The organism is Streptomyces sp. NPDC047028, assembly GCF_040644095.1.
Taxonomy (GTDB): domain Bacteria; phylum Actinomycetota; class Actinomycetes; order Streptomycetales; family Streptomycetaceae; genus Streptomyces.
In genome coordinates, this window is the sequence record NZ_JBEYVS010000001.1 from 345,745 (window position 1) to 366,632 (window position 20,888).

The following is a 20,888-nucleotide window of genomic DNA, read 5'->3' on the forward strand; positions in this document are numbered from 1 at the left end:
CAACGCCGTGCACTGGACCTACTCGTTGGCCGCCCCCAGCACGCCCCGCAGCTCATGCGGCAGCAACTGCTGGCACGTCTGCTTCGCCTCATGCGTCAGAGCATCGTCGACGCACGTGTAGTAGTCCCGGTACACCAGCTGGACCGTGAAGCTCGCCGCCACCAGCGCCAGCGCCAGCGACGCGGTGACAAGGCCGCCGACCGCCGCCGTGGTCTGGGGCCGGCCCTGCGGCTGGGCGGGCGGCGGGCTGTCGGGGTCCTGGCCGCGCGGCTTGGCGCGCAGCGAGCTGATCGACCAGTACAGGGCCAGCGCACCCAGCAGCAGCGCCACGTACGGCCAGGTGAACAGGGCGAAGAAGACGGCCCACATGCCGGACAGCAGGGCGTACCGCGCGCGGCGCTGGGCCGGGTCCGTCGGGTCCCAGCGCATTCCGGAACCGCCGGCGCCGCCGGGGCCGGTGGAGCCGTTCTGTCCGCCGGGTCCCCCGGGGCCGACGCCGGGCCGCTCGCCGAAGCCGCCGGGGGAGCGGCCGGGCTGCCGGTCGCTCCACTGACTGCCCCACGGCGAATCACCGCGCGAGCCGTCGGAGTCCCCGGAGCCGTCGGAACCCTCGGGCCGCCGGGGCTGCCACGGCCGATCCGGAGTCCCCTCTGGCGGCGGCGCGAACGGATTGTCGTCGCCCTGCCCACCGGAACCACGCCCATCAGCACCGTGCCCACCGGGACGGCCCTGCCCGCCCGGGGGCGCCTCCGGCGGCGGGGAGGACGGCCGCTCCCGCAGCAGCACGGCGCCACGCTCCCCTCCCCGCTCCGAGCGCGTCGGGAACGTGAGCAGTCGCAGGCTGCGGTCCGGCATCAAAAGAGCGTCTTCCCCTAGGTGAGTGCGGCTGTCCGGCATCAGGGTCCAAGCGTCCGCACGAGCTTCCACATCAGCTTCCACTCCGGAAACGCACCGCACCTCGCTCGCGTTCCCGAGGCCGCACGTCTCGGTCCCCGCCGAACGCTACCTCCCGGTCACGCCCCCGTCCCGTGGGGGCCGTCCGGAGTGCCGGTATCGTTGCTGGCGGTCGGCCGCTTCGTAGACTTCCCCGTATACCGGGGCGCGAAGCATTCGTATGACTGTACAAAACCAGCTGGCTGAACACATCGCTTCACATCGCTTCACATCGCTTCTCCGAGAAAGGGCCCCACTGTGGCCGCCACCCCCGCTGGCCCAGCGGTCAAGCGCCTCGTCGTGCTGGTCTCCGGATCCGGCACCAACCTGCAGGCGCTCCTGGACGAGATCGAGCGCACCGGCACGGAGGCGTACGGCGCCGAGATCGTCGCCGTAGGGGCCGACCGCACCGGCATCGAGGGGCTCGCCCGCGCCGAGCGGGCCGGGCTGCCGGCGTTCGTGTGCCGGGTGAAGGACCACGCCACCCGGGAGGAGTGGGACGCGGCCCTCGCCGGGGCGGTGGCCGCCCACGAGCCCGACCTCGTGGTCTCCGCGGGTTTCATGAAGATCGTCGGCAAAGAGTTCCTGGCCCGCTTCGGCGGCCGGTTCGTGAACACCCACCCTGCCCTGCTGCCCAGTTTTCCCGGGGCCCACGGCGTTCGCGACGCGCTCGCCTACGGCGCCAGGGTCACCGGCTGCACCGTCCACTTCGTCGACGACGGCGTCGACACCGGCCCGATCATCGCCCAGGGCGTGGTCGAGATCCGGGACGAGGACGACGAGAGCGCGCTGCACGAGCGCATCAAGGAAGTCGAGCGAAGGCTGCTCGTCGAGGTCGTGGGGCGGCTCGCCCGCAACGGCTATCGCATTGAGGGACGAAAGGTAGTTATCCAGTGACCGCCACCGCCGAGAGCACGAAGCGCCCCATTCGCCGGGCACTCGTCAGCGTCTACGACAAGACCGGGCTGGAAGACCTCGCGCGCGGCCTGCACGAGGCCGGTGTCGAGCTGGTCTCCACCGGGTCGACGGCCGGCCGGATCGCCGCCGCCGGCGTCCCCGTCACCAAGGTCGAGGAGCTGACCGGCTTCCCCGAGTGCCTGGACGGCCGGGTCAAGACCCTGCACCCCAAGGTCCACGCGGGCATCCTCGCCGACCTGCGCCTGGAGGACCACCGGCGCCAGCTCACCGAGCTGGGCGTCGAGCCGTTCGACCTGGTCGTCGTCAACCTCTACCCGTTCCGCGAGACCGTCGCCTCCGGCGCCTCGGACGACGAGTGCGTGGAGCAGATCGACATCGGCGGCCCGTCGATGGTCCGCGCGGCCGCCAAGAACCACCCCTCCGTGGCGGTCGTCACCAGCCCCGCGCGCTACGCCGACGTCCTGGCCGCCGTCCAGGCCGGGGGCTTCGACCTGACCACCCGCCAGCGGCTGGCCGCCGAGGCCTTCCAGCACACGGCGTCGTACGACGTGGCCGTGGCGAGCTGGTTCGCGTCCTCCTACGCGCCCGCCGACGACTCGCAGTTCCCCGACTTCCTCGGCTCGACCTGGCAGCGCGCCCACACTCTGCGCTACGGCGAGAACCCGCACCAGCCCGCCGCGCTGTACGTCGACGCCGAGGGCGCCGGCCTGGCCCAGGCCGAGCAGCTGCACGGCAAGGAGATGTCGTACAACAACTACACGGACACGGACGCCGCCCGCCGTGCCGCGTACGACCACGACGAGCCCTGCGTCGCGATCATCAAGCACGCCAACCCGTGCGGCATCGCGGTCGGTTCGGACGTCGCCGAGGCGCACCGCAAGGCGCACGCCTGCGACCCGGTCTCCGCGTACGGCGGCGTCATCGCCGTGAACCGGCCGGTCAGCAAGGAGATGGCCGAGCAGGTCGCGGAGATCTTCACCGAGGTCATCGTGGCGCCGGACTACGAGGAGGGGGCGCTGGAGGCCCTCACCAAGAAGAAGAACATCCGCGTCCTGAAGGCCGCGAACGGCCCGGCCAACCCGGTCGAGGTCAAGGCGATCGACGGCGGCGTCCTCCTCCAGGAGACCGACCGCCTCCAGGCCGAGGGCGACGACCCGGCCAACTGGACGCTGGCGACGGGCGATGCGCTCACCTCTGAGGAGCTGGCCGAGCTGGCGTTCGCCTGGAAGGCGTGCCGGGCGGTCAAGTCCAACGCGATCCTGCTCGCCAAGGACGGCGCCTCGGTCGGTGTCGGCATGGGCCAGGTCAACCGCGTCGACTCCTGCAAGCTGGCCGTCGAACGCGCCGGTGAGGAGCGCGCCCGTGGCGCCTACGCCGCCTCCGACGCGTTCTTCCCCTTCCCTGACGGCCCCGAGATCCTCATCGGCGCCGGCGTGAAGGCCATCGTGCAGCCGGGCGGTTCCATCCGCGACGAACTCGTTGTCGAGGCGGCCCAGAAGGCCGGCGTCACGATGTACTTCACGGGCACCCGCCACTTCTTCCACTGACGCGGGGCGCCTCCGCGCGCACCTCGCACCACATGGTCTTGCCCCCGCCCCGGCGCTCCACACCCCAGCGCCGGGCCACGGCACCGACCACCAGCCGGCCCCGGCCGGACTCCTCGTCCGCACCGGGGCTTCGCCGCACGAGCCAGGAGTACGGCCCCGGATCGGACAACTCCAGCCACACGTCCCCCTCCCCGACATGCCGGATCACATTGGCCGGCAACTCGCTGAGACATAGCTCCGCGTCGGCACACCCGCCGCCCTCCGCCGTCCGCAACACGTCCGCCAACGCCCGGGCTGGTCCGGGCGTTGTGGTGGGCGGCGGGCTGAGCCGTTCTCCGGACGCCGCGAGGGCGCGCCTCCCGATAAGGAGGCGCGCCCTCGGTTGTTCGGTTGAGCGGGCCGCAGGCTACTGGGTGCGGATCACGATCGTGCCGCAGACCTTGTCGGCGAACGTCTGGCGCTTGGCGTCCCAGGCCGGCCAGAGCCAGCCGAGGTAGCAGGCGATGCTGTCGAGGAAGTGGGCGAGGCGGCGGACGAAGGCCATGCCGACGCCGATCGGCTGACCCGTCTCCTCCTTGACCAGGCGGATGCCGAGGGCCTTCTTGCCGACCGTCTGGCCGGTGCGGCCCTCCTGGATCAGCTGCCAGATCGCGAGGCCGATCAGGGCGAGGGCGCCGACCAGCAGCAGTGCCGGGGTGTTCTTGCCCACGAGGATCAGGATGTACGGCACCAGGAAGACGAGGCCGTCGACCAGGGTGCCCAGGAACCGCTGGCCCCAGTTGGCGTACGACGGCTCCATGCCGTAGCCGCCCTGCTGCGGGTAGCCGGGGTAGCCGGGCTGCTGCGGGTAGCCGTAGCCCTGCTGCGGCGGGACGCCCTGGGGGGCCTGCTGGTAGCCGGGCTGCTGGGGGTAGCCGTAACCGGGCTGCTGGCCCTGCGGCTGACCGTAAGGATTGTTCGGGTCGCCGAAACTCATGGCGTGTTTCCTCCGTTGTACCTGCGGGGACGGACGCGGAAGGCACGGAGGAACGTCAGGAATTGAGCGGTTTGCCCCCCACCCGAACCGCGAGACTGCGCCGCTCATCGTCCTTGGAGAGACAAGTTCTTGTCCAGTCGCATTCGGCATGTGTTGTGCAAGTGCAACATCATCGATCATGACCGGACATCCGGGACGGCCCCGCGACGGGGTCCGGCGGATTCCAGGTGCCGGACGGTGGTGCCCCCGGATTGGAATCGGGGGGCGGTCATCCGGGAGTATGGGGTCATGACCGCCCAGATTCTCGATGGCAAGGCCACCGCAGCCGCGATCAAGTCCGATCTGACCGCCCGCGTGGCGGCGCTGAAGGAGAAGGGCGTCACGCCCGGCCTCGGCACGATCCTCGTCGGGGACGACCCCGGCAGCCAGAAGTACGTCGCCGGCAAGCACCGCGACTGCGCGCAGGTCGGCATCGCCTCGATCCAGCGGGAGCTGCCCGCCACGGCGACCCAGGACGAGATCGAGGCCGTCGTCCGCGAGCTGAACGAGGACCCGGCCTGTACCGGGTACATCGTCCAGCTACCCCTTCCCAAGGGCATCGACGAGAACCGCATCCTGGAGCTGATGGACCCGGACAAGGACGCGGACGGCCTCCACCCCATGAACCTCGGGCGGCTGGTGCTGAACGAGCCCGCCCCGCTGCCCTGCACCCCCAACGGCATCCTCAGCCTGCTGCGCGCCCACGGCGTGGAGATCAAGGGCGCCGAGGTCGTGGTCGTCGGACGCGGTGTCACCATCGGCCGGCCCATGCCGCTGCTGCTCACCCGGCGCAGCGAGAACGCCACCGTGACCCAGTGCCACACCGGCACCCGCGACCTGTCCGCCCACCTCAAGCGGGCCGACATCATCATCGCCGCCGCCGGCTCACCGCACCTGATCCGCGCGGAGGACGTGAAGCCGGGCGCCGCCATCCTGGACGTCGGCGTCTCCCGCAACGCCGAGGGGAAGATCGTCGGCGACGTCCACCCGGACGTGACCGAGGTGGCCGGCTGGATCTCCCCGAACCCCGGCGGTGTGGGCCCGATGACCCGGGCGCAGCTGCTGGTCAACGTCGTCGAGGCGGCGGAACGCGGTGCCCAGCGATAAGCCGGCCGAGGCCGGACGGCCCGGCGGGGCCCACGGCACGGTGCCGGCCGGCGGTGCGGACGAGGGCGACCACGCCCAGGTTCCCGCGTCCGCCGAGACCGGTGCCGAGACCGGTGCCGAGCCCACCGCCCGTGACGCCGTCAGCGCCCCCGACGCTCAGGGGCGCCCGCGTCGCACCACCCGCCGGTTCCCGCTGTTCACGCGGGACACCGCGCGGCCCGAGGGCGGCGGCCGGGCGGCCCCCAGGGACGCCCCCGCGCCCGCCCGGCAGTGGCCGATCCTCCTCGTGCTGTCCGCCGTCGCGCTCGGCCTGCTGCTGACCGCGCTCGGCGTGTTCCGCTACGGCATGGTGCTGATCGGCGCCGCCCTGCTGGCCGGTGCGGTGATGCGCTGGGTCCTGCCCCGCGTCGGCATGCTCGCCGTCCGCTCGCGCTTCACGGACATCGTCACCTACGGCATCCTCGGTCTGGCCATCGTCCTGCTCGCGCTGATGGCCCAGCCCAAACCGCTGCTGGAGATTCCGGTCCTGAAGGACACGCTCCACTTCACGGTCACCAAGTAATCGCAACCGAACGGCCGGTGGCCCGCGTCTCCCCCAGGGGCGCGGGCCACCGGCCGTACCCCCCGGCGCCGACGACGGTACGGCCGTACGCCCGCCCGCGCGTCCCACCCCGGGTGGAACCGCCGTACCACCACGGGTGGTTGCCCGTCCGCGCGCTGCAACTTCCGCGGTACCGCGCTCGGTTGACTGCGCCACCCCGGTCCCGGCGCTACCCTGCGGCGATGCGACTGAGGACCCCCCGCCCGCTCGCCGTCGACACGCTGATCGCGGTCGCCATGGCGGTGGTCGCCGTACTCCTGAGCCGGGAGTCACGGTCCCAGGGCTGGCCGGAACTCGACGCCCGCGCCTACGTCCTGGTCGCTCTCGCGCACCTCCCGGTCGCCTTGCGTGGCCGGTGGCCGCTCGCCGTCTTCGGCGCCGTCGAGGCGGCCGCCGTCGTCTACGTCAGCCTCGGCTACTGGCCGGTGGTGTCCACCTTCGGCTCCATGCTCGCCCTCTACACCGTCGCCTCGGTCCGCCCGCCGCGCACCGCCCTCGCCTGCGCGGCCTGCATGGCGGGGGTCTGGGTGTACGCCGGTGTGGTCAGCGACAGTCCGTCCATGGCGTCCGTCGTGGGACAGGCGCTGCTCTACACCTCGGTGCTGGTCTGGTTCGGCCAACTCGCCCGCCGCTCCGCCGAACTCACCCGCCGGCTCCGCGCCGAGCAGGCCGAACGCGCCCGCCGCGCGGTCGCCGAGGAACGCGGCCGGATCGCACGCGAACTGCACGACGTGGTCGCCCACCACATGTCGGTGATCTCCGTGCAGTCGGGCCTCGCCCGGTTCGTCTTCGACTCAGACCCCGGCAAGGCGCGTGGCGCGCTCGGCACCATCGCGGACACCAGCGGCGAGGCCCTGGAGGAACTGCGGCGCATGCTCCACGTGCTGCGCGAGGAGGACCCGTCCGCCCCCGAACGCGCCCCCATGCCCACCCTGGCCCGGCTCACCGACCTCCTCGACCGGGTCCGGGTCGGCGGCCTGCCCGTCGACCTCACCGTCGAGGGCACCGGACGCCCGCTGCCGCCCGGCGTCGAACTGTGCGCCTACCGCGTCGTCCAGGAGGCCCTCACCAACGCCCTCAAGCACGCTGGGCCGGCCCAGGCCCACGTGGAACTCCGTTACAGCACGCACGAGTTGAGCGTCCGCATCACCGACGACGGAGAGGGGGTGAATCCGGACAGAGTGCCGACGGGCACCGGTCACGGCTTGATTGGCATGCGCGAACGGGCCAAGCTCTACGGCGGGACGATCAGCGTCGGCCCACGCGCCGAGGGCGGCTACCAGGTCCATCTGACCCTGCCCGCCTCCGCGTCCGACGCGCGGCGGGGGGACGACCGTACGAGATGACCAGAGTGCTCGTCGTCGACGACCAGTTCCTCATCCGCGCCGGACTCGTCGGCCTGCTCCAGGCCGCGCCCGGCTTCGAGGTCGTGGGCGAGGCCGGTGACGGCGAGGAAGCGGTGCGGCTCGCCGCCGAAACCCTGCCCGACGTGATCCTGATGGACATCCGGATGCCCGGCATGAGCGGCATCGAGGCCACCGAGCGCATCCTCGCCCAGGCCGGCGGACGCCCGCCCCGGGTGCTCGTGCTGACCACCTTCGACCTCGACGAGTACGTCTACGGCGCGCTGCGCGCCGGAGCCGCCGGGTTCCTGCTCAAGGACTCCGGGCCGGAACGACTGCTCGCCGCGGTGGCCGCCGTCGACGGCGGCGACGCCCTGTTCGCGCCCAGCGTCACCCGGCGCCTGGTCGAGGCCTTCGCCATCCGGCAGGTGCCCGCCTCGGACGGCGGGACCCCGCCCGACCTCGGCGTCCTCACCTCCCGCGAGGTCGAGGTCCTCGAGCTCACCGCCCGCGGCCTGTCCAACCTGGAGATCGCCGACCGCCTCTACATCAGCGAGGCCACCGTCAAGACCCACCTCAACCGCACGATGACCAAGCTCGACCTGGGCAGCCGGGCGCAGGCGGTGGTGATCGCCTACGAGACGGGACTGGTCGTACCGGGCGGGGGCGGGAGCGGGGGCGGCTGAGGAGCGAGCGTGTGTGGGGACGTGGGAGAGGTGTGACGGCGGCCCGCCCCCTCCCCCGAGGAGGGGCGGACCGCCGCCGGGAACCAGCGTTCCCTGCCAGGAACCGCCTGTTCAACGCCTGTCCGTGCGCTGTGGCACGGAAGTGACCGTTCCGCTACGGTGTCCGCGCCCTGCCACAGGGTCCCGCCCCGGCGCCGTAGCGGTGCCGAGACGCTGACAGTTCGGACAAACATCCCTAAGGTGGAAGCCGGGGGGTGGCGATGCCGAAGTGGAACGCGCTGCCGGACGAACTGGATCCGCAGATCAAGGAGTTCATCGGCCAGTTGCGGCGGCTCGTGGACCGCAGCGGCCTGGGCGTCGCGGCACTGGCCGACCGCACGGGCTACGCCAAGACGTCCTGGGAACGGTACTTGGGCGGACGGCTCCTCGCGCCCGAGGGAGCGGTCGTCGCGCTCGCCGAGGTCACCGGCGTCCATCCGGCCCACCTCACCACCTTCTGGGAGCTGGCCGAACGCGCCTGGCACCGCACGGAGACGCGGCACGACCGGACGATGGAGGCGAACCGGGTCTCGGAGGCCCGGGCGGCCCTGGAAGAGCCTGGTGACCGTGACCGCACTGGCGACGGGAAGGACGCGGGCAGCGGCGGTGGTGCGGCGGGCAACTCATGGCGGATGGCCGGATATCGGGGGCCCTCGCCGTCGGGCGCGCCCCCTGCGCCCTCGTCTTCGCCTTCGCGGGCGTCCGGGGCGTCCGGGGCTGCCGTTCCGGACGGGCCGGGGTGGACTCAGGCATCCGTTCCTGGCCCGTACGGCCCGCCCCCGGAGGACCGGCGCCCGGGTGACGAAGGGGCGGTGGGCGGTGGAGGCTCCGGAGGAGCGGGCCGGCAGCGGCTGACGATGTTCCTCGCCGGGGTCGTCGGCGTGCTCGTCGTCATCGGCGCCGTCTTCTTCTTCACTCGTGCGGGTGGTGGTGCGAACGGCAAGGACACCGCTGCCTCCACCTCCCCGAGCCCAAGCAGCCGCCCGGACCTGCCCGCCGGCGTCAAATGCGCCGGCTCCGCCTGCACCGGCAAGGACGCCGAGGCCATGGGGTGCAGCGGCGACCTGGTGACCACCGTCAAGTCCGTCGCCGTCGGCACCACCATCCTGGAGGTCCGCTACAGCAAGACCTGCGGCGCGGCCTGGGCCCGGATCACCGGCGCCGCCCAGGGCGACCAAGTGCGGGTGCTGACGGGCGGGAAGACGCGGCAGAGCGGCGCCATCAGCGCGCCCGGGGACACGATCGCGTACACCCCGATGGTGGCCGTCGGCAGCGCGGCCCGGGCCAAGGCCTGCGCGACGCTCGCCTCGGGCCGGACGGGCTGCACCACCTAGCGGTGGCCGCAAGAAGCACGAGTAGGCACACCTAGGCAGGCGTAGGCACGCGTAGGCATTCGTGGGCCCTCGCAGGGATTCCCGGGGAATCTCGTTCCGCCGTGCATGCCCCCCCCGATACCGGGCACGCGAAACGTACCCCCACGGGAGTCCGGAAACGGTATCCCCGACCGGCGGCCGCCCTCGTCCTCCCTCTCCCGGACGGGCGGCCGCCGCTTGCTGCCCTCCCCGACCCCGACCCCGGACTCGGTCCCGCTCCCGTCCGGCGGCCTTGTGGGCTGAGCCACACAGCCCGGGACATCTCGTATCCCGGATGCGCGATAGCCTGACGTGTGGAGATCTCTTGATACCAAGAGATCGATCAAACCGCACGGGGCGGGGACGCCCCACCGCCAGCTGTCATACGGAGAACGCCATGACCCGCACTCCCGTGAACGTCACCGTCACCGGCGCGGCCGGCCAGATCGGTTACGCCCTGCTCTTCCGCATCGCCTCCGGCCAGCTGCTCGGCGCGGACGTGCCGGTCAAGCTGCGCCTGCTGGAGATCACCCCGGCGCTGAAGGCGGCCGAGGGCACGGCCATGGAGCTGGACGACTGCGCGTTCCCGCTGCTGCAGGGCATCGAGATCTCGGACGACCCGAACGTGGCCTTCGACGGCGCCAACGTCGCCCTCCTCGTCGGCGCGCGTCCGCGCACCAAGGGCATGGAGCGCGGTGACCTGCTGGAGGCCAACGGCGGCATCTTCAAGCCGCAGGGCAAGGCCATCAACGACCACGCCGCGGACGACATCAAGGTCCTCGTCGTCGGCAACCCGGCGAACACCAACGCCCTCATCGCGCAGGCCGCCGCCCCGGACGTACCGGCGGAGCGCTTCACCGCGATGACCCGCCTCGACCACAACCGCGCGCTGACCCAGCTCGCGAAGAAGACGGGCACCACGGTCGCCGACATCAAGCGCCTGACGATCTGGGGCAACCACTCCGCCACCCAGTACCCGGACATCTTCCACGCCACGGTCGCCGGCAAGAACGCCGCCGAGACCGTGAACGACGAGAAGTGGCTGGCCGAGGACTTCATCCCGACCGTCGCCAAGCGTGGGGCCGCGATCATCGAGGCCCGTGGCGCCTCGTCGGCCGCGTCCGCCGCCAACGCCGCCATCGACCACGTGTACACGTGGGTCAACGGCACCGCCGAGGGCGACTGGACCTCCATGGGCATCCCGTCGGACGGCTCCTACGGCGTGCCGGAGGGCATCATCTCCTCCTTCCCGGTCACCACGAAGGACGGCGCGTACGAGATCGTCCAGGGCCTGGAGATCAACGACTTCTCCCGCGCCCGCATCGACGCCTCCGTCAAGGAGCTGTCGGAGGAGCGCGAGGCGGTTCGCGGCCTCGGCCTCATCTGATCCCCTGATGTGAACGCGGGCCCACCTCGGGCCCGTACACCCGTGTCACCCGGCCCCGGGCGGTTCCGACCGCCCGGGGCCGTCGCGTCACAGGGCTGCCGGGGGCGACGGCACGACCGACCAGTGGGCTGGTCGGGGCTCGCCCGCCGCGCCGACGACCACCCCGGCGAATCCGCCGGGGGCGCAAGCGGTGCGCGCCGCGTCGGCGACGGCCGCGGCGGACGTACGGTGCAGCGCGTCCACGGGCTCACGCAGTTCGGCGGGGCTGCCGGGCGCTCCGGGCGAGGGGTCGGCCAGCGCGTCCGCGAGGCCGGACTGCGTGGACCAGGCGATCAGCGAGGCCCCGGCGAAGTGGGCGCGGGCCGCGGCCACCTCACCGGCCGAGGGCGGCTCGTCCGCCATCCGCGCCAGCTCGTCGCCGAGCGCGTCCAGCAGGGCGGCGGTCTTCTCAGGGGCGGTGTCGGCCTCCACGAGCAGCCGGTGGCCCTCCTCGCGCCCGCCGCCGTCGCCGCACGGCTGCCGCCACGGCCGTTCCTCCGCCCAGGCCTGCACGGAGTAGGTGTACCCGTGCCGCTCCCGCAGCCGGGTGCCGAGCCGGGACCCGGGGTACCCCCCGAGCACCAGCGCCGCCAGCCGTGTCGCCGGTCCGAGCGGTTCGCCGTCCCGTACGGCGCAGAGCCGGATCTGCGCGGTGCCGGGCCGTACGGCGGGGTGGAGCGCGAGGACGCCCGGGGTGAACCGGAGCGGCCGGGCGGGGGAGGGGGCCTGCGGCCGGGGTGCCTCGGCCGCGGTCCACCCGGCGAACGCCGAACGTGCCGCCGCCGTCGCCGCGGCCGGGTCCAGGTCGCCGACCAGGACGAGTCGGGCGTACGACGGCACGAGCGCCCGGGCGTGCAGGGCGCGTACGCGCTCGGGGGTGACCCCGGCGATGTCCTCGGGTGACGGCGGCTCCTGCGGGCCGGCCGTCCAGCCGGGGGCGTGCCGCTCCAGCAGGGCGTGCGCGGCCACGGCGGGCGTCATCCGGGCCACCGCGGTCTGCCCGCCCAGCACGGTGCGCGCGGCGGCCACGTCGTCGTCGGTGTACGTGCCCGCGGCCACCGCACCGGCGAGGGTCCGCAGCAGGGGGCCCAGACCGTCGGCGAGCACCCCGCCGCGCAGCACCAGGCGCCCGGCCCCGGCAAGCGGTACGACGTCACCGCCGACCATGCCCAGGGCCTGCTCGACCGGTATGCCGTCCGCGCCGGTGGTGCCCCGCAGCACACACGCGGCGAGTACGGCCGCCGTCGCGGTGTCGGCGGCGGCGCTGGTGGCGGTGGCGGCGCCGAGCGGCACGGAGAGCCGCACCTCCACCCGCGGCACCGTCGGCAGCCGGACCGCGGTGACCCGCAGCCCACCGGCCAACCGGACGTCGGCGCAGGCCGTGAGCGAGCCGACGGACGTCATACGCGGGCCTCCGTGCGAATGGGGTGGGGAATGACGCGGCGTGCCGGGGTCAGGGTGAGGATCGCGCGGTGTGTGTCGCGCAGGTGGCGGGCCGCTGCCGCGGTGTCCGTGGGGGGCGTGGCGGCGAGCAGGGCGGGGATCCGGTGGTGGAGGGACGCGTCGCCGTGGAGCAGTTCGAAGGCGCCGAGGGAGCGCACGCGGGCGTGCGGGGCGTCGTGCCCGCGCAGCAGCCCGCTGATCCACCGGCGTGCGACCAGGCGGAGTTCCCCGGGACCGGGGCCTTCGGACGCGAGCGCGTGCAGTTCGGTGTCCAGGGCGTCCACGGCGGTCTCGGCGCGGGTCGTCTCCGGGTGGGTGACGGTGCAGGCGAAGGTCACCGGGTGCCGGGCGGCGAACGGGCCGCCGACCAGACCGCAGTCGGCGGTCACCGCCACCGCCGCCCGCTCCCGCGTCACCAGCCGTGCGCGCAGCCGGTGTTCGAGCAGCGCGGCGAGCAGGACGTGCGTGAGGTAGCCGGGCAGGTCGACGGCGGGGTCGGGCAGCCGGTAGCCGACACTGACGGCCGGCAGCGGGGCGAGCGGGTCGGTGTACCGGCCGTACCGATCGCTGTCCGGCGCCGGTTCGTCCCGTACCGGCGCGGGCGTGAACGGCCGCGCGGGCAGATCGCCGAACCGCCTCTCGACCAGCCCGCGGGCCGCCTCGGGGGACACGTCACCGACGACGGTGAGCACGGCGTTGCCGGGCGCGTGGTGCCGGTCGAAGAAGTCCCGGCACTCCTCGGGCCCGACCCGGCGCAGTACGTCTGGATCGCCGTATCCGTCATGGGTGTTGGCGTAGTCGCCGTAGAGCAGCGGGGGCAGCGGGACCTTGGGGAAGCCGCCGTACGGCCGGCCGGTCACGTTGCGCCGGATCTCCTCGGCCACGACGTCCAGTTCCGCCGCGAGGTCGGCGGCCGTCGGGCGCGGGCCGGCCATCCTGTCGCGTTCGGCGGCGAGCGCGTCGGGCAGCAGCGCGGCCGGGACCACCTGGTGGAAGTCGGTGGAGTCCGCCCTGGTCGCGGCGTTGGCGTAACCCCCGGCCGGCACGCCGCCCGTGGTCCCGCCGGGCCCGGTGCGCCGCCGGAACATCAGATGCTCCAGCAGGTGCGCGAGCCCGGCCCGGCCGGGCGGATCCGCCCGGAACCCGGCGCCGTAGTGCACGCCGACCGCGCACACCCCGGTGCCGGGTTCGGGCGCGAGGACCACGCGGAGGCCGTTGTGCAGGGTGAACCGGGAGAGGGAGCCCGTCCGTTCAGACACCCGCCGTCACCCGCAGCCCCAGACGCTGGCCGCGTACCAGCTCGGCGTACGTCCCGCAGCGGTCGAGGAGTTCGTCGTGCGTGCCCGCGTCCAGGCAGCGTCCCTCGTCCAGGACGACGATGTGGTGGGCCTGGCGCACGGTCGAGATGCGGTGCGCCACGACCACCACCGCACGGTCGCGGGACAGCCGGTCGACCACCTCGCGCAGCCGGTTCTCGTTGATGCTGTCGAGCTGGGAGGTCGGCTCGTCCAGCAGCACCACGGACGCGTCGGTCAGCAGCACGCGGGCCAGCGCCAGCCGCTGCCGCTGGCCGCCGGAGAGGTCGTCGCCCCGGCCGACGGTGGTGTCCAGGCCCTGGGGCAGCCGCTCCACGGCCTCGTCGAGCCCCACCGCCGCCAGCGCCGTCCACAACGCGTCGTCGTCGACGGAGGTGGCCCGGCCGAGCAGCAGGTTCTCCCGCACGGTGCCTTCGAGCAGGGTGAACGCCTGGTCCAGGTAGGCGACGTGGGCCCGCAGTTCGTGCAGGGGCCAGCGGCCGGTGTCGCGGCCGAGGACCCGTACGGCACCGCCGCCCGGCACGAGGAACCGTTCGACCAGGTTCAGTGCCGTGGTCTTCCCGGCGCCGGACGGGCCGACCAGGGCGGTGACGCCGCGCCGGGGCACGGTGAAGGACAGCGCGTCGGCGGCCCGGTGTTCGCCGTCGTGGCTGAAGACGACCTGGTCGAACTCGACCGCCGTTCCTCCGGGATGCGCCGCACCGGCGGCCCCCGCGTCCGACGTCGCTCCCGCGTCCGCCTCCCCCTCCGGCGAGGACACCGCGTCCTCCCGCTCCTCCGCCAGCACGTCCTCGATGCGCGACTGGGCCGCGAACCCGAGCTGGAGCCGGGACGCGCCGTTGGCGACCAGGGTGAGCGGGGCGACGAGCTGGAGCAGGTACAGCAGGAACGCGGCGAACCCGGCGACGCTGAGCGCGCCCGACGCCAGCCGGGCCCCGCTGCCCAGGACCACGCCGATGAGGGCCAGTTGCTGGCCGAGTCCCATGATCGGCGTGACGAACGCCTGCCGCCGGGCGGCGCTCACCGCGGAGCCGGCGGCGTTCGTGGCGTCCCCGGCGATGGCGTCGGTGACCTGCGTCTCCGCGCGGCACGCCTTCACGGTGGCGAGGGCGCCGAGCGCGGAGGTGAAGCGCTGGGCCAGCTCGCCGATGGCCTCCTGCTGGGCGGCCGTGCTGTGCCGGATGCCCTTGATGAACACCGCGATCGCCAGCCCCGCGACCGTGAACGTGCCCACCACGATGAGCAGCAGGACCCAGTCGAGCAGGCCCATGATGATCAGCGTCGCGCTGACGGTGAGGGCGGCCATCGGCAGCTGGGTCACCCCGATGTCGACCACCGACCGCAGCTGGGAGGAGTCCGAGGTGACCCGGGCGACGAGCTCACCGGAGCCGAGGCGGCGGGCTCCGGGCAGCGGCAGCCGCAGGGCGTGGGCCACGACCCGCTGCCGGACACTCAGCACCATGCTCTCGCCGGCCCGCGCCAGCAGGAACGAGGACAGGGCGGAGGCCACCGCGCCGAACAGCGCCAGGGTGGTCATCAGCATGACAGATCCTGTCACGGCCCGGTGCTCCGCGAAGCCGTTGACGACCCGGCGCACGACCAGCGGCACCGCGAGTGTCGCGCCAGTGGCGGCCAGCGCGAGCAGTACGGCCGGGACGGTGTTCCGGCCGTCCAGCACCACCTGACGCAGCACACGCAGACGGGGTCGCGGCGGTTTCGAGCGCATCTGTTCGGCCGGCATGGCTGCTCCTCGGGGTCGGCTGCCGCCACGGCGAACGCGTGGCCGGTACGGGAACCGAGATAACCGGCCGCGCGGCCGCCATGTCAAGTCTCATGTCAACTTTGTCATTTCTCTTGACAAGACGGTCTGGTGCGCGGCTACGGTCCTGAGTCATGACGGTTGACACCATGGCGCCGCCGGACGAGCGCACCCGCCGCCGGCTCGCCCCAGCGGATCTGTCCGACTTCCCCGCCGTACCGGCGCTCCTGCACCGGCTGGACCTGGGCGACTTCACCGAGGAAGCGCTGCAGGCCTTCCCCGGCCGCAACGACAACTGGGCCGGCCTCACCACCCGCGACCGCTCGGTCTTCGTCAAGCACATCGGCGGACCCGCCGAGGAGTCGCTACGCCGGTTCCGTCGCGTGCTCGCCTTCGAGCGGGCCGCCGCCGCGGCCGACGAGCGGGCCGGCGAACGGTCCGACGGCGTGCCGATGCCCCGCCCGAAGCTCATCGGCTCGGACGAGGCGGCCCGGCTCCTCGCCTTCGAGCTGGTCGCCGACTCCGTCTCCGGCAGCGACCTGGCGAGCCGGGACGAGTTCGACGAGACCCTCGCCCACGAGGCCGGCCGGATCGTCGGCGCCCTGCACGCGCTGCGCCCCGCCCACGGCACCGGCATCGAGGACGCGCCCCCGCCGCTCCCGCCCCTCGGACACCTGCGCGCCCTGCCCTGGGCGGCGTACGTTCGGGCCAGCGCCGGGGCCCTGGAGGCCTGGCGGCTGCTGCAGGGCGACAGCGCGCTGCACCGGGCGCTGCACGACCTGCGGGCCGCCGAGTCCCGCGCCCCCCGCACCCCCGTCCACGGCGACCTCCGCCTGGACCAGTTCCTCACCGCGCCCGGCAGCCCGATGCTGCTCACCGACTGGGAGGAGTTCCGCCACGGCGACCCGGCCCGCGACTTGGGCGCCTTCGCCGGCGACTGGCTCTACCGCGCGGTGCTCAAGGTGCCCTCCGGCCTCGCCCAGGCGCCCGGCGTCCCCGTCTCCCACGCGGAGGTCGTCGCCACCGGCACCGCCGAACTGGCCCGGGTGACCCCCCTGATCGGCGCCTTCCACCGCGGCTACGGCCAGATGCGCCCCGACGCCGCCGCCCAGGACCCCGGCCTGCTGGCCCGCGCCACCGCGTTCGCCGGCTGGCACCTGCTGGACCGGCTCCTCGCCTCCGCCGAGCACAGCGCACGCCTCTCCGCCGCCGAGCGCGCCGCCGCCGGCATCGGCCGCACCGCCCTGCTCTCCCCGGCGGCCTTCGTGTCCGTACTCGGCTGGGAGGGAACCCAGGCATGAACACCGCATCCACCGCCACAGCCGCGGTGACGGCGGCAGTGACCGGCGCCGTCGAAACCGCGGCGGTCACGACCGCACCGGCGCCCCACCCCGCCCTCCTGGCCCCCGGCATCCTCCGCATCGTCGCCGGCACGACCGTCGCCCGCGGCGCCACGGCAGCCGTGGCCGGCGGCCGGGACGTGACCGCCGACGACCCGCGCGCGCTGCGCGCCGCCCTCGCCTCGGAGCTGTACCGCCGCCACCACATGGGCCGCACCGACGAGGAGCCGGCCGCCCCCCGCGAACTGCGCGACACCGCCCTGGAGGCGCGGCTGCTCGACGCCATGCCGCACCGCAGGCTCACCCGGGTCGTGGAGCAGGCCGGTGAGGGCGACGACCGGCACGTCCCCGTCGTACTCGACGGAGTGCGGGTGCTGATGGACCGCGAACGCGTCGACACCACCCGCATCCGGACCGACGGCCGCCTCCGGGTGCACCTGGACGCCGCCCGCCCGGCGGTGTCCCCCGGCTTCTTCCTCTGCGAGGGCACCGTCCCCGCGCGCGGCCGCTCCACCGGCACCCTCCGGGTCTACCTGCACGTCACCGGCCCCGACGCCGCACCGGCCGTCTGGTCCGCCGTGCTCGGCCTGCTGGAGGCCGAACAGCTGCCGTACCGCGCCAAGATCGCCTCCTCCCGGAACGGCTACCCCCGGCAGGACGCCTGCGTGGTCTACCTGGGCGCCGAGAGCTGGGGTGCCGCCGAACTCCTCGCGGACACCGCCCGCGGCCTGCCCGGACTCGGCGGCACCGTCTCCGACTTCGTACGCGAACTCGCCCCCGGCGTCGGCGCCGCCTGGGAACCCGCCGACGACCGCCCCGGCATGCGGCGGGTCAGCTTCGGCGAGCACCGGGCCGCGGCGGTCGCCTCCGGCCTCGTCGCCCACGCCGAGGACCCCACGGCCCGCAGCCTCCACCAGGCCGTGCACGACAGCCTGCGCGACGCCGGCATCGACCCCGCCGACCCCGCCCACAACGCCACCTCGCCCCGCAGCGTCCTGCCGCCGCCGGCGACCGCCGCCGGCCACGCCCGGCCGTACGACGACGCCGCGCCGCCCCTGCTCACCGGCCTGCCGCAGCCGTTCGCCGCCGCCGGGCGCTGACCCCCGATTGGACCCAAGCCATGGCCATGCCCCAGCGGGTCACGCCCGCCGTGATGATCCCCTACCAGCCGGAGGGCGTCGACGACGTCCTGCCCTACGCCGAACTCGCCGTCCGCAGGCACGCCCGCCGCCTGTGGACCGGGCAGTCGCTGCACATCGACAGCCTCCAGCTCTTCGCGCACTTCGCCGGCCGCGGGCTGCGCGTCCCGGTCGGCACGGGTGTGTCCCTGACGGCGCTGCGCACCCCGTTCGACGCCGCGCTGCAGGCCCGCTCCCTCGCGCACATCACCGGCCGGCCCGTCGTCATGGGCTACGGCCCCGCCACCCCCGGCTTCGTGGCCTCCATCAACGGGGCCCCGTACGCCAGCCCGCGCGCCGCCGCCACGGAGTTCCTCACGGCCGCCCGCACCCTGCTCGACGGCGGCACCGCCGAGCCCGGTGAATACTTCCGCATGCGTGTCGAGCTGCCGCCGACCCGGCCGCACCCGCTCGTGGAGGTCGGTGCGGGAGTGCTGCGCCCCGCCATGGCGAGGTCCGCCGCCGGCGTGGCCGACGTCGCCATCACCTGGCTCACGCCGACCGAATACGTCAGCGACGTCCTCCTGCCCGCGCTGGAGGAGGGTGCCGGTGACCGCCGGCCACCGCGCGTGGCGACCGTCGTGCACCTGGCCGTCGACCGCCCCGGACGCGACCCGGCCGCCCTCGCCGCGAAGATGTCCGCCGGGCACCTCACCGCCCCGCACTACCTCGACATGCTGCGCCGTGCGGGACTGAACGTGCGCCGCGAGGACGACCTGCTGGTCAAGGCCAAACAGCTCGTCGAGAAGGGCGTGTTCGTCTACGGCAGTCCCGCGCACATCGCCCGCGAACTCGCCCGGTACCGCGCGGCCGGCATCGACGAGCTGATCCTCAACGTCGGCGGCGTCCACTTCGTCCACAGCCCCGAGGAGGCCATCAGGGACCTGGAGGACGTCTTCACCGCGGTGGAGGAACTCCATGGCTGAGCCGCGAACCGCCCGTAAGGGAGCCGTCGGCAAACCCCGGGAGGGTACGGCCCGGACGGCTGTCGGCACCGGCCCGGGGCGGGGGCGGGGCCCGGCCGCCGTTCCGCCGGAGCACACCCCCGACCCGAGGCCGGCCGCCGCCGGGCCGGAACCGGGGACCGGCCCATCAGGTGACGTGCCCGCAGCGCCCGGCCGGCTGCTGCTCTTCGGCACCGGGGCGCTGAGCGTGGCGTTCCTGCCGTACTGGCTGAACTGGCTGCGCATCGCCCACCCGGACACCGAGGTCCGCGTGGCGGTCACCCGCAGCGCCGAACGCTTCGTCAGCAGGCCCGCGCTCACGGCCATCCTGGGCCGCGAGGTGCTGCTGGACGCCTGGCCGGGCACCACGGCCGACGCCGCGACCCCGCCCGTCGACCACGTCGAACTGGCCCAGTGGCCCGACGCGGTGGCCGTCCACCCGGCGGGCCTGAACTTCATCGGCCGGTTCGCCCAGGGCCTCGCCGACACACCCGTCCTGATGGCACTCCAGTGCACCCGGGCGGTCATCGGCATCGCCCCCGCGCTGCCCCCGGGCGCCGAGGCGAACCCCGCCTACCGCGCCCACCTCCAGACACTGGGCCGGTACGACAACGTCCTGATCGCACCCCCGCACCCGGGCCGCAGCGCCTCCACGGGCCGCGACGACGCCTCGGTGGCCGCCCCCCTCTCCACCCTCTGGGATCTCATCACCACCCACCACCCCCGCCCCCACCCCCTGAAGGACCCAGCCCATGCCGGCGCAGCCTGACCCCTCCATTCCGCTGCCTGCCACCCCGGCGGCTGCCGCCTCCGGCCCGGCGCGGTCAGGCCCGGTGCCTGCCGGCTCCGCCCCGGTGCAGCCCGGCGCGGCCACGCCCCAGGTCGCTCCCGGTAGCGGGGTGCGGGTCGGGGTGGGGGAGCGGCTGGTGCGGGAGTTGGGGACTCGGCGTGTCGTCACGGCCGTTGTGGCGGTGCCCGGGGGTGGGTATGTGTGGGCGCGTCGGCCCGGGGCGGCGCGGGAGGCGCCGCTGAGGTTGCCCGGCGAGAGGTGGGCGGGGCGGGTGCGGGCGACGTCCGGGGCGGCGCCCGTGGGGCTCGCCCTGGCTGCCCCCGATGTCGTACAGGAAGGCGTCCTGCGCTATCGGGCACCCGGAACGCGGTCGGTTGCCACGGTGCTCCGGGAGGACCAGCGGGACCCGGATGCCCGGCGGGCCGTACGGGATGCCGTACGCGGACTGGGTGCGACCCTGCGGCTGTTGCATGCCGGCCCGCCGCCCGGCGCGGAGCCCGAGGCGCCCGGCGTGCCGCCGGCTCCCGCCCGGCTCGCCCGGTGGTTGCGTACCGGAACCGGCCCGGGTGAGGCACCGCGTCTGCACGCCACGGCCCGATCCCGCCTGGGGGACCGGCGGTTGCGGCTGATCGCCGAGTGGAGCGAGCAAGCCGCACACGGACCAGGCCCACGCGTCCTGCTGCACGGCGGCCCCGCCTTCGGCAACCTGATCCTGCCGACCGGCTCCGGGCGCCCGGTGCTCTTCACGGGTGAGGAAATCACCCTCGGCTGCTGGGAGTTCGACCTCGCCTGGCAGCTCGCCGAGATCGCCGAGATGGCCGCGGGCGCACGCTGGGGAGTGTGCGGCCCCGCCGACTACCCGGCGCTCGCGCGCGCCCTGCTGGAGGGCTACGGCGCCCAGCCCTCCCCGGCCGCCGCCCACCGCGCCCTCGTCATCCGCGGCTTCACCCACGCCCACGACTTCGCCTCGTACGTCGTCTGGCACGAGCAACTGCTGGTCTACCTCGACCTCGTCGCGGAGGCCATGGACACCGCCGAGGAGACGACCCGGGGGCCGGGAACCCGGAGCGCCTGGGACGCCGTGCGCCTGTGCGCGGGGCCGTCGACGCCCGTCCCCTGAACGCTGGGCAAGTGTCGTCCAGGCAGGGCGC

18 protein-coding genes are annotated in these 20,888 nt (G+C 74.1%); 13 read left to right on the forward strand and 5 right to left on the reverse strand.

The annotated features are described in order from the left end of the window. Positions 1 to 18: 18 nt before the first annotated feature. Entirely contained in the window at positions 19 to 855 is an 837-nt protein-coding gene (locus tag ABZ854_RS01600) for a hypothetical protein (RefSeq protein ID WP_361202515.1), read from the reverse strand. A gap of 336 nt (positions 856 to 1,191) precedes the next feature. Between ABZ854_RS01600 and purN the strand changes: the two genes are divergently transcribed. Both purN and purH read left to right on the forward strand, forming a co-directional pair. Then, positions 1,192 to 1,830 carry a phosphoribosylglycinamide formyltransferase gene (gene purN / locus ABZ854_RS01605; RefSeq protein WP_361202517.1) on the forward strand — a complete coding sequence of 213 codons (639 nt, stop codon included), beginning with the start codon at positions 1,192 to 1,194 and terminating at the stop codon, positions 1,828 to 1,830. Continuing rightward, the gene (purH, locus tag ABZ854_RS01610; protein WP_361202519.1) at positions 1,827 to 3,398 is read left to right on the forward strand and encodes a bifunctional phosphoribosylaminoimidazolecarboxamide formyltransferase/IMP cyclohydrolase; all 1,572 of its coding nucleotides are present in this window, start codon (positions 1,827 to 1,829) and stop codon (positions 3,396 to 3,398) included. Before purN ends, purH begins: the two co-directional genes overlap by 4 nt. Before the next feature lie 406 nt (positions 3,399 to 3,804). On the opposite strand, the gene ABZ854_RS01615 is transcribed toward purH, so the two are convergent. Beyond that, a complete protein-coding gene (locus ABZ854_RS01615) occupies positions 3,805 to 4,374 on the reverse strand; it encodes an RDD family protein (protein WP_361202521.1) in 570 nt (189 codons plus the stop codon). Between the two features lie 288 nt (positions 4,375 to 4,662). On the opposite strand from ABZ854_RS01615, the gene ABZ854_RS01620 reads away from it, so the two are divergent. The 6 genes from ABZ854_RS01620 to ABZ854_RS01645 all read left to right on the forward strand — a co-directional run bounded on the left by ABZ854_RS01620 (position 4,663) and on the right by ABZ854_RS01645 (position 10,928). Further along, a complete protein-coding gene (locus ABZ854_RS01620) occupies positions 4,663 to 5,520 on the forward strand; it encodes a bifunctional methylenetetrahydrofolate dehydrogenase/methenyltetrahydrofolate cyclohydrolase (protein ID WP_361202523.1) in 858 nt (285 codons plus the stop codon). Next, a complete protein-coding gene (locus ABZ854_RS01625; RefSeq protein ID WP_361202525.1) occupies positions 5,507 to 6,082 on the forward strand; it encodes a DUF3017 domain-containing protein in 576 nt (191 codons plus the stop codon). Before ABZ854_RS01620 ends, ABZ854_RS01625 begins: the two co-directional genes overlap by 14 nt. Before the next feature lie 221 nt (positions 6,083 to 6,303). Further along, on the forward strand, positions 6,304 to 7,467 hold the full coding sequence (locus ABZ854_RS01630) for a sensor histidine kinase (protein ID WP_361202527.1): 1,164 nt from the start codon (positions 6,304 to 6,306) through the stop codon (positions 7,465 to 7,467). Then, positions 7,464 to 8,150 carry a response regulator transcription factor gene (locus ABZ854_RS01635; protein ID WP_361202529.1) on the forward strand — a complete coding sequence of 229 codons (687 nt, stop codon included), beginning with the start codon at positions 7,464 to 7,466 and terminating at the stop codon, positions 8,148 to 8,150. Before ABZ854_RS01630 ends, ABZ854_RS01635 begins: the two co-directional genes overlap by 4 nt. Before the next feature lie 260 nt (positions 8,151 to 8,410). After that, positions 8,411 to 9,523 carry a DUF2690 domain-containing protein gene (locus ABZ854_RS01640; protein ID WP_361202798.1) on the forward strand — a complete coding sequence of 371 codons (1,113 nt, stop codon included), beginning with the start codon at positions 8,411 to 8,413 and terminating at the stop codon, positions 9,521 to 9,523. Positions 9,524 to 9,938: 415 nt separating this feature from the next. Next, positions 9,939 to 10,928, forward strand: coding sequence for a malate dehydrogenase (locus ABZ854_RS01645; RefSeq protein ID WP_361202531.1), 990 nt, complete (start codon positions 9,939 to 9,941; stop codon positions 10,926 to 10,928). A gap of 87 nt (positions 10,929 to 11,015) precedes the next feature. Here ABZ854_RS01645 and ABZ854_RS01650 read toward each other — a convergent pair whose 3' ends face one another. Genes ABZ854_RS01650 through ABZ854_RS01660 form a run of 3 tightly spaced genes read right to left on the reverse strand, consistent with a single transcriptional unit; the run spans position 11,016 to position 15,467 of the window. Then, positions 11,016 to 12,371, reverse strand: a complete 1,356-nt coding sequence (locus tag ABZ854_RS01650; protein ID WP_361202533.1) for an insulinase family protein — start codon at positions 12,369 to 12,371, stop codon at positions 11,016 to 11,018. Then, on the reverse strand, positions 12,368 to 13,669 hold the full coding sequence (locus ABZ854_RS01655) for a pitrilysin family protein (protein WP_361202535.1): 1,302 nt from the start codon (positions 13,667 to 13,669) through the stop codon (positions 12,368 to 12,370). The genes ABZ854_RS01650 and ABZ854_RS01655 overlap by 4 nt, the downstream gene beginning before the upstream one ends. Continuing rightward, positions 13,662 to 15,467 (reverse strand): ABC transporter ATP-binding protein, encoded by a 1,806-nt coding sequence (locus ABZ854_RS01660; protein ID WP_361202537.1) that lies wholly within the window; start codon positions 15,465 to 15,467, stop codon positions 13,662 to 13,664. Before ABZ854_RS01660 ends, ABZ854_RS01655 begins: the two co-directional genes overlap by 8 nt. Positions 15,468 to 15,619: 152 nt before the next feature. Between ABZ854_RS01660 and lxmK the strand changes: the two genes are divergently transcribed. The 5 genes from lxmK to ABZ854_RS01685 all read left to right on the forward strand — a co-directional run bounded on the left by lxmK (position 15,620) and on the right by ABZ854_RS01685 (position 20,857). Next, entirely contained in the window at positions 15,620 to 16,786 is a 1,167-nt protein-coding gene (gene lxmK, locus ABZ854_RS01665) for a class V lanthionine synthetase subunit LxmK (RefSeq protein ID WP_361202539.1), read from the forward strand. Beyond that, a complete protein-coding gene (locus ABZ854_RS01670; RefSeq protein ID WP_361202541.1) occupies positions 16,783 to 17,925 on the forward strand; it encodes a T3SS effector HopA1 family protein in 1,143 nt (380 codons plus the stop codon). Before lxmK ends, ABZ854_RS01670 begins: the two co-directional genes overlap by 4 nt. Positions 17,926 to 17,945: 20 nt before the next feature. Beyond that, positions 17,946 to 18,929 (forward strand): LLM class flavin-dependent oxidoreductase, encoded by a 984-nt coding sequence (locus tag ABZ854_RS01675; RefSeq protein WP_361202543.1) that lies wholly within the window; start codon positions 17,946 to 17,948, stop codon positions 18,927 to 18,929. A 175-nt stretch (positions 18,930 to 19,104) separates the two neighbouring features. Then, positions 19,105 to 19,716, forward strand: coding sequence for a flavoprotein (locus tag ABZ854_RS01680; protein WP_361202545.1), 612 nt, complete (start codon positions 19,105 to 19,107; stop codon positions 19,714 to 19,716). A 292-nt stretch (positions 19,717 to 20,008) separates the two neighbouring features. After that, complete coding sequence (locus ABZ854_RS01685) at positions 20,009 to 20,857, forward strand: hypothetical protein (RefSeq protein ID WP_361202547.1); 849 nt, start codon at positions 20,009 to 20,011, stop codon at positions 20,855 to 20,857. The last annotated feature ends 31 nt before the right edge of the window (positions 20,858 to 20,888 follow it).